At 53.9% G+C, this 6,279-nt stretch carries 13 protein-coding genes and 1 pseudogene; 3 read left to right on the top strand and 11 right to left on the bottom strand.

The annotated features are described in order from the left end of the window. Positions 1 to 147: 147 nt before the first annotated feature. Together INF68_RS23550 and INF68_RS22105 are read left to right on the top strand one after the other, a co-directional pair. Positions 148 to 345 (top strand): annotated as a pseudogene (locus tag INF68_RS23550) (hypothetical protein); the annotation flags it as partial. A 28-nt stretch (positions 346 to 373) separates the two neighbouring features. Further along, positions 374 to 637 carry a hypothetical protein gene (locus INF68_RS22105; protein ID WP_021243021.1) on the top strand — a complete coding sequence of 88 codons (264 nt, stop codon included), beginning with the start codon at positions 374 to 376 and terminating at the stop codon, positions 635 to 637. A gap of 30 nt (positions 638 to 667) precedes the next feature. Here the strand turns inward: INF68_RS22105 and INF68_RS22100 are convergent, their stop codons facing one another. After that, positions 668 to 847, bottom strand: coding sequence for a Rop family plasmid primer RNA-binding protein (locus INF68_RS22100; RefSeq protein WP_021243020.1), 180 nt, complete (start codon positions 845 to 847; stop codon positions 668 to 670). Between the two features lie 68 nt (positions 848 to 915). On the opposite strand from INF68_RS22100, the gene INF68_RS22095 reads away from it, so the two are divergent. After that, positions 916 to 1,281 (top strand): hypothetical protein, encoded by a 366-nt coding sequence (locus INF68_RS22095; RefSeq protein ID WP_021243019.1) that lies wholly within the window; start codon positions 916 to 918, stop codon positions 1,279 to 1,281. 61 nt (positions 1,282 to 1,342) lie between these two features. Here INF68_RS22095 and INF68_RS22090 read toward each other — a convergent pair whose 3' ends face one another. From INF68_RS22090 to INF68_RS22045, 10 genes are all read right to left on the bottom strand, one after another. Continuing rightward, positions 1,343 to 1,642, bottom strand: coding sequence for a type II toxin-antitoxin system RelE/ParE family toxin (locus tag INF68_RS22090; protein WP_021243018.1), 300 nt, complete (start codon positions 1,640 to 1,642; stop codon positions 1,343 to 1,345). Next, on the bottom strand, positions 1,632 to 1,895 hold the full coding sequence (locus INF68_RS22085; protein WP_000072676.1) for a hypothetical protein: 264 nt from the start codon (positions 1,893 to 1,895) through the stop codon (positions 1,632 to 1,634). The genes INF68_RS22090 and INF68_RS22085 overlap by 11 nt, the downstream gene beginning before the upstream one ends. Before the next feature lie 137 nt (positions 1,896 to 2,032). Beyond that, positions 2,033 to 2,314 (bottom strand): hypothetical protein, encoded by a 282-nt coding sequence (locus tag INF68_RS23360; RefSeq protein ID WP_021243017.1) that lies wholly within the window; start codon positions 2,312 to 2,314, stop codon positions 2,033 to 2,035. Between the two features lie 719 nt (positions 2,315 to 3,033). After that, complete coding sequence (msrA, locus tag INF68_RS22075; RefSeq protein ID WP_021243016.1) at positions 3,034 to 3,528, bottom strand: peptide-methionine (S)-S-oxide reductase MsrA; 495 nt, start codon at positions 3,526 to 3,528, stop codon at positions 3,034 to 3,036. Continuing rightward, entirely contained in the window at positions 3,518 to 3,979 is a 462-nt protein-coding gene (msrB, locus tag INF68_RS22070; protein WP_021243015.1) for a peptide-methionine (R)-S-oxide reductase MsrB, read from the bottom strand. Before msrB ends, msrA begins: the two co-directional genes overlap by 11 nt. A 23-nt stretch (positions 3,980 to 4,002) precedes the next feature. After that, positions 4,003 to 4,140: a hypothetical protein gene (locus tag INF68_RS22065; protein WP_021243014.1), complete on the bottom strand. Its 138-nt coding sequence runs from the start codon at positions 4,138 to 4,140 to the stop codon at positions 4,003 to 4,005. A 73-nt stretch (positions 4,141 to 4,213) separates the two neighbouring features. Beyond that, positions 4,214 to 4,720: a DUF417 family protein gene (locus tag INF68_RS22060; protein ID WP_001567380.1), complete on the bottom strand. Its 507-nt coding sequence runs from the start codon at positions 4,718 to 4,720 to the stop codon at positions 4,214 to 4,216. A gap of 30 nt (positions 4,721 to 4,750) precedes the next feature. After that, entirely contained in the window at positions 4,751 to 5,011 is a 261-nt protein-coding gene (locus tag INF68_RS22055; RefSeq protein WP_001567381.1) for a DUF1471 domain-containing protein, read from the bottom strand. A 212-nt stretch (positions 5,012 to 5,223) separates the two neighbouring features. After that, positions 5,224 to 5,781 carry a TetR/AcrR family transcriptional regulator gene (locus INF68_RS22050; protein WP_001567382.1) on the bottom strand — a complete coding sequence of 186 codons (558 nt, stop codon included), beginning with the start codon at positions 5,779 to 5,781 and terminating at the stop codon, positions 5,224 to 5,226. A 96-nt stretch (positions 5,782 to 5,877) separates the two neighbouring features. Beyond that, the gene (locus INF68_RS22045; protein ID WP_001567383.1) at positions 5,878 to 6,144 is read right to left on the bottom strand and encodes a YdgH/BhsA/McbA-like domain containing protein; all 267 of its coding nucleotides are present in this window, start codon (positions 6,142 to 6,144) and stop codon (positions 5,878 to 5,880) included. Between the last annotated feature and the right edge of the window lie 135 nt (positions 6,145 to 6,279).

Below are 6,279 nucleotides of genomic sequence, written 5' to 3'. Positions count from 1 at the left end.
TGGAGGTTCATCAGGCGCGGAACTCATCAAGGCGCGGGAATAAAATCCCATTCAGACGCCGGATAGATTCAAGCAAGCCAACTTGTCGTCAAAATCGGTGTTGCAAAAACGGGAGTGACCATAGATTCCGTTTTCTGAGACGACCCCTATCTGTTCAACCGCCGGGCGAACGGCATCGATGAAATCTGGTACATCTGCCCGGACAGGCCGACGCTCGTCCGGGTGCAACGGGCAATTTTGGCGGTGGATGAAATCGTGAACCCACAGACCGGCGAGGCCCGAAAAACGGCAGAGCTGGACCGGGAACGGCTGTTTGCCTGCTTCAAATTCATGGTCATGGTCTGAGGTTAATCATTCATTTATGAGGTGTTTTATGACAAACCGGATTGCGGTTGTGGGCCGGGAGGCCCTGCTTATGGTCGGGGCGATGGCCGGAGGGCTGTGTGTGCTGGCCGCGCATCTGCTGAAATTGTTCTGGCGCGTGCTGCCGGTGTTTCTGCTGCTCTACGGGTTCGTGCAGTTTCTGGCGAGGAACCCGGCGATCCGTGACTGGTTGTTCCTGCATTTCGGGCAGGGAGGCACGGCGGCGATCCTGATCGGTGGTACCCTTCTTTGCCTGCGTCGTCTGATGAAATGACGGCAGACAGCACCGGCCGCGTCGGTGCTGTTATTCCTCCCCGAGCTGGTCCCGCATTGCCAGCCAGAGCGTTTCCGCGTCCTCGTGCAGCCGTTCGCACATGTCGGCCGCGGTATCCATATCCAGTTCGTTCAGCTTTTCCAGCAACAGCAGCGACTGATCCCTGATGAATTTTGCCATGTTGAGGGCGGTTTTTTCCTGTTTCGTCATGTTTCTTTCCTTCCGGGCATGGTGTGCGCCTGTCGGGTATACTGTCTCAAAAATAGCGGGGTGAGACAATGGCGTGGGTGACGGTGAGACAGGCCACGGAACTGACGGGAAAAGCCCGAAGTTCCCTGTATCGGGATATGGCTAAAGGCCGCGTATCATACCGGACGGAGGCTGATGGTGGTCGTGTCGTAGATACCAGCGAGCTTATCCGGGTGTACGGTGAGTTAAGACTGATTGAGACTCATGATCGGGACGGGTTGAGACTGCCGGATGAGACTGAAAAAACGGTATCAGAGGCGCTGATTGCGGAGATAAAAGCGCTGCGGGAAGAGGTGGCCGGGCTGCGGCAGGAAATGCAGGCCATGAGACTACTGGAACACAAAACGGAGACAGCAGAGACACCGCGCCGGTGGTGGCAATGGGGGAAGCGCTGACGCGCTGCGCTTGTCCAACCGGCGACGGCCACGCAATGAATTGCGCCCCCGTCACCCGTTATCAGCGGACGGAGTGGGGATTCTGGCGCTGGCCGACTACGGCCAGAACCCGGATTTTCTGCGCCGGGTCATTCACATCATAGAGGACATGCTGTCCCATCAGGCTTATCCGGCGAACGTCCTCGCCATAGCGTGAGTCCACTTCGTAGAGACGCGGAAAGTCTGCCAGCTTGTCTGCGGCCGCAAGAACGCGATCGGTGACGTTCCGCGCATCCCACAGAGATGAATTTTCCGCGATGTAGTCAAACAGTGCCGTTACGTCCTCGATGGCTCCCTGCTTCCATTCCACGTCATACGGCATCACGCAGTTCCTGATAGCGACCATGCAGCCGCTGGCGGAGTTGTTCCGTGGTCATGCCCGGGCGTGTATCAGCGCGGGCTGCAGTCACTTTGGCGCGAACCTGATCTTCATACTCGGCCTGTGCCAGTTCTTCGTTAGCCAGGCGCTGCAACAGTGCTGCCTTGTCCGGGCCACCTTCCGGCAGTATGCGGGGCAGACTTTCGGCCAGTTCCCGCAAGAAGTTGGCGTTTTCGTAGTGTGTGGTATTGCTCATTACAGAGCCTCCGGGGTTGATGCGTCGACATGAAGGAGTTTAGCAGGGACACTCCCTGAAAAATATGCTGAATCCGGTACGCGAAGCGTTACTTCCTTGTACTGGCTGTTCTCTGTTATTCGTGCTGTCTTGCAGGCTTACTGCGGGTTGCTGTCTTTTTTTTCTCGCTGCCTGAGTCCCTCAGCAAAACCGACCATCCAGCCTAATGGATCATGCTGCGCAGCCCCTGACAACAGCGCGTCAGATTCCAGTCCGGCTTGTCGTCCTGCCTCTCTGACATCTTCTCGTACCCATACCGCAATTTGCTTATAACCCGCCTCGCGCATACGTGCTTTATAGGCTGCCTGGCCGCGTGCATTCTTGATCAGATACTTGCGGTTGCTAGTGATATCGCGTGTCTTGTTGTTTGAACCGGTCATTAATTCCTCAGGCATTACAGAGTTGTCGTACACACAGAAAACATTACTAGTAATTATGATTGTTGTGAGTATTCCAGGGAGAAAATGAGAGATTTCCCGCGCAAAAGGGCGCTTTTTGGCGGTTTCAGGTGGTAAACGCACTGAAACGGGCCGCCATGCAGTCCGGTGCATAGCCATTCATGCCATCAGAATTCATCAGGCAAGTTTTGCGGGGTTTTCGCCGGGTAAGCTGTGGTTTTCACCGGCTTCGCGCTGAAATCGCCCTGAGCGCGTTTTAGCGGTGCGTACAATGAAGCCTTTATGTTAAATAGGGGCTTTTGTTGTCCGGAAAAGGCTGAGCAAAAATACGATAAACAGTGTCATACCGGTAACCAGCATGACATAGCCGGCTGTTGGGTTATAAGTCAGACAGAAGGCTGTGCAGGCACTGGGGGCGTGTATGCGAAAAAGCCCGGCAAAACACAGACTGGCCGAGAGTCCGTAAAATAACGATCCTGCGATAACGGTCAGCATAATTCTAAACATTGTCCCTTTGTCCCTTTGACCCTAATCATCCTCATCTTTTTTCTAATATGCCCCTTAAAATCAGGATGTTGATTGTTTTGTATGCAAGAAATGGACTAAAGAAATTTGTTTGTGATCCCATTCTCGTTTCTGCATATGAACAAAAAAGCCCCGCACATGGGCGGGGCTGAATGCTGCGAGTCTGCGACGGTGACTTATCCCGGAAGCGTCCAGTCAGGTCGTTCAAAATGGCAGGTATAGCCGTCGGGATTATGCTGCAGGTAATCCTGATGCTCTGGCTCTGCAGACCAGAACTCACCGGCCTGCTCTACTTCTGTCACCACGACTCCGGGCCAGACTCCTGAATCATCTATTTCACGGATAAGCTGGTTTGCCTGCTGCTTTTGCTCCTCTGTGGTGAAAAAGATGGCTGAGCGGTAGCTTGAGCCGACGTCATTACCCTGACGAAGTATTGTTGTAGGGTTGTGAATACTAAAGAAATATTCCAGTAGTTTTCGGTAGCTCAGTTTATCCGGGGAATACACCACCTTCACCGCCTCCGCATGTCCTGGGTGGTGCTGGTATGTCGGGTTATCATTACGTCCGCCGGTATAGCCCACTTCGGTGCTGACCACGCCATTGAGTTTGCGGATCAGCTCCTGGACACCCCAGAAACAACCACCGGCAAGGATTGCCACATCAGTTTTCATGCTTATCTCCTTTCTCAAACAGGGGAAGAAATTCACCGTATCCTTCTGTTTCCAGAGCGCCTTTCGGGATAAAACGCAGTGAAGCCGAGTTAATGCAGTAACGTAATCCACCGGTATCCTGTGGCCCGTCAGGGAAGACGTGTCCCAGATGGCTGTCACCGTGACGGGAACGCACTTCAGTACGCACCATGCCATGACTGAGGTCGCTCAGGTTGTGGACGTTGTTTTCCACTGGTTTGCTGAATGCCGGCCAGCCACAGCCCGAATCAAATTTGTCCTTCGACGAGAACAGTGGCTCACCGGAGACGATATCCACGTACAGTCCGTCCTCAAAGTGGTCGTCATATTCTCCGGTAAACGGGCGCTCAGTGGCGCTTTTCTGGGTGACGCTGAACTGCAGTTCCGTCAGTGCCTGAATGGTCTGTGGGTCTTTTTTATACGGTTTGTTCATATCGCTCTCCTGACAAATCTCACTCACCGGGACGGGTCCTGCTCATGAATAAGATCCAGATAGTGTTTTTCAAAGTCCGGGTTGGCGGGGAGCGACTTATTTTCCAGGTAGCGCTCTAAAAAGTAGCGGGGAGTGATCCCCGCCCGAAAGGCGGCTTCCATGCCTCTCACCATGAACCCGGGAGTGGTGTCATATTTGCTGGCCAGAAATATCAGGCTGCTGCGTAATTCAGGGTCACCCCATGGCTGACAATGCGTCAGACGAGCGGGGTTTGTGCACGGCGCTGAGTTGCTTCGCCCTCCGGTTAATCAGTGTCCGTCGCAGGTCATGACGCAACAGCACCAGTCCAGCCCCAATCAGAAGAACATCCTTGATAATGAAGCTGTCAATGCGACCCAGCTGCGGCAGAAGGCTCAGGGTGACGATGCCGGTGCCTGCCACCATCAGGGCGCCTGCTGCACCCACTGCCGGCCGGAAAAATCCGGCAATCAGGGCCAGAAGGGTGATATTTTCCACCACGCCGAGTGCGTAGCTGAGCCCCTGAACGCCGAGAGCCGGATACAGCGCACCGAGCCAGGTGCCTGGCAGCAGGTGGTGAAGGGCATTGGCCTCGAAGGCAAACCATTTGTAGGTGCCAAACAGGGCGAAGATGAAAATCACTGACAGCCGCAGAACCATAATGTCCAGGCCTGACGTTTTACGAAGTAACCGGCGCAGTTGTGTCTCGACGTTATTTTTCATGGTGTGTGTCCTTTTATTTTCGTTTTGTGTTTATGCAAACAGCGTGGCGCGGGCATGAACGAAACGGGCCTGCTCAAGCTCAGAAATCAGATAAGCGGCAGCGCCATGTTCAAGGGCTTCGCGGATAACCTCCCGCTCCAGCTCATCCACGGAAGACACCCAGCCAACAGAGAGTGTACGGACCGGTACCAGAGCTGCTTTTTCTTCCTCAGTAAGATCGGATTTGATGATGACCGGTCCATGGGCTTTACGGGTGAAGACAGCGATAACGTCGTTGATAAGTGCTTTCATGATGATGCCCCCTGCATGTCTGTTTTATTGTGTTGTCGTGTTGTTAATATTTATTCTACCTACCAGTAGATAGATTGGCAAGGGGTAACTGGAAATTAAACGCAAGGAAAGTCTTAATGTCTTCTGAGGCCCCCGGAATACAGGCGTTGTCAGCGGTGATTTTTTTGAGTGCTGGCTGCCCCGGTTAAACCGGGGCAGCCACAGGCGTGGCTTTACGGGCGGGAGAGTAGCTGAATAAGCGCGCTCATGGTGCGGGAACAGGCATCATGAGGAGGGATCCGATTGAGCATCAGGGCCCCTTTAATGGCGCTGCCGATGATAATGGCCACGTCAGCCGGCTCAGCAGTAAAAGCCAGTTCACCGCTTTCACGACCCGAAACCAGCACACTGGTCAGGATGCGCAGGTCGGTTTGTGCCAGTCGTGAGGTGGCTTTCTGAAGAGGTTCTTCAAACAGGGCGCTGTCGGACAGCATGGCGTGAATGCCACACATCTGGCCGCTGTCGGCGCATTTGAGAAATGCGTCCATATAACCCTGCAGACGGGCTTTACCCGGTGGCAGCTGTAACAGGGCAGCTTCCAGTTTCAGCAGGCTGGCCTCCTTGTATTCACAATAGGCAAGCCCGAGGTCGGTTTTGGTCTGAAAATGGTAATGGATACTGGCCTTCCGTATTCCCAGACCGTCAGCGAGATCAGCATAGCTGAAGCCCTGGTAGCCGTTCTGCTGGATAAGGGTATCAGTCAGTTCAATCAGACTGTCATGGGTGGACATAATGTTCTCCTGGCACCTGCGGGTGCCTGTTATTCAGACACAACTGCGCCCGGAAACCAGAAGGGTTCCGGGCGCAGTTGCGAGGGTAACGGGTATTCAACGATACAGGACAGCGGTACCGGAAAGTTTATTCATACCGGTGGCACTGGTGATGCGGTAGTGTGTGGCCCCGGCATCAGCGGCTTTCATATCCAGTGAGGCCACCAGGTCATCCAGGGTGGTGAAGCCACCGGAAGAGACCACCCCAATTTTTTGCAGCGATGCTGCTTCGCTGCGGGAAACCATTTGCGGGCTGGCGGCATAGCTCAGTGCGCTGGCGGACAGGGCGATGATGGCAAGGGTGGTTTTGATGATGTTTTTCATGATGACGCTCCTGATGTTCTGTTGTGTGTTTTTGTTTGTGTGTCGTGTTGTTAAAATCAAATCTACCAACCAGTAGATAGGTTGGCAAGTGTTAATTGGGGTCCGCTTGGAAAACGAATCTATGGTCACTCCCGT

Source organism: Enterobacter cloacae complex sp. P16RS2 (assembly GCF_014982155.1).
GTDB classification, from domain to species: domain Bacteria; phylum Pseudomonadota; class Gammaproteobacteria; order Enterobacterales; family Enterobacteriaceae; genus Enterobacter; species Enterobacter cloacae_M.
The sequence above is the reverse complement of the archived record's forward strand: the minus strand, read 5'-3'. Positions and strand labels throughout refer to the sequence as shown.

Excerpts from the sequence above, each read along its gene's own strand:
- INF68_RS22085 (WP_000072676.1), bottom strand. The coding sequence starts at position 1,895 with ATGAGCAATACCACACACTACGAAAACGCCAACTTCTTGCGGGAACTG.
- INF68_RS22045 (WP_001567383.1), bottom strand. The coding sequence starts at position 6,144 with ATGAAAAACATCATCAAAACCACCCTTGCCATCATCGCCCTGTCCGCC.
- INF68_RS22065 (WP_021243014.1), bottom strand. The coding sequence starts at position 4,140 with ATGGAAGCCGCCTTTCGGGCGGGGATCACTCCCCGCTACTTTTTAGAG.
- INF68_RS23360 (WP_021243017.1), bottom strand. The coding sequence starts at position 2,314 with ATGACCGGTTCAAACAACAAGACACGCGATATCACTAGCAACCGCAAG.
- INF68_RS22095 (WP_021243019.1), top strand. The coding sequence starts at position 916 with ATGGCGTGGGTGACGGTGAGACAGGCCACGGAACTGACGGGAAAAGCC.
- msrA (WP_021243016.1), bottom strand. The coding sequence starts at position 3,528 with ATGAAAACTGATGTGGCAATCCTTGCCGGTGGTTGTTTCTGGGGTGTC.
- INF68_RS22055 (WP_001567381.1), bottom strand. The coding sequence starts at position 5,011 with ATGAAAGCACTTATCAACGACGTTATCGCTGTCTTCACCCGTAAAGCC.
- INF68_RS22060 (WP_001567380.1), bottom strand. The coding sequence starts at position 4,720 with ATGAAAAATAACGTCGAGACACAACTGCGCCGGTTACTTCGTAAAACG.
- INF68_RS22105 (WP_021243021.1), top strand. The coding sequence starts at position 374 with ATGACAAACCGGATTGCGGTTGTGGGCCGGGAGGCCCTGCTTATGGTC.
- INF68_RS22050 (WP_001567382.1), bottom strand. The coding sequence starts at position 5,781 with ATGTCCACCCATGACAGTCTGATTGAACTGACTGATACCCTTATCCAG.
- INF68_RS22100 (WP_021243020.1), bottom strand. The coding sequence starts at position 847 with ATGACGAAACAGGAAAAAACCGCCCTCAACATGGCAAAATTCATCAGG.
- msrB (WP_021243015.1), bottom strand. The coding sequence starts at position 3,979 with ATGAACAAACCGTATAAAAAAGACCCACAGACCATTCAGGCACTGACG.
- INF68_RS22090 (WP_021243018.1), bottom strand. The coding sequence starts at position 1,642 with ATGCCGTATGACGTGGAATGGAAGCAGGGAGCCATCGAGGACGTAACG.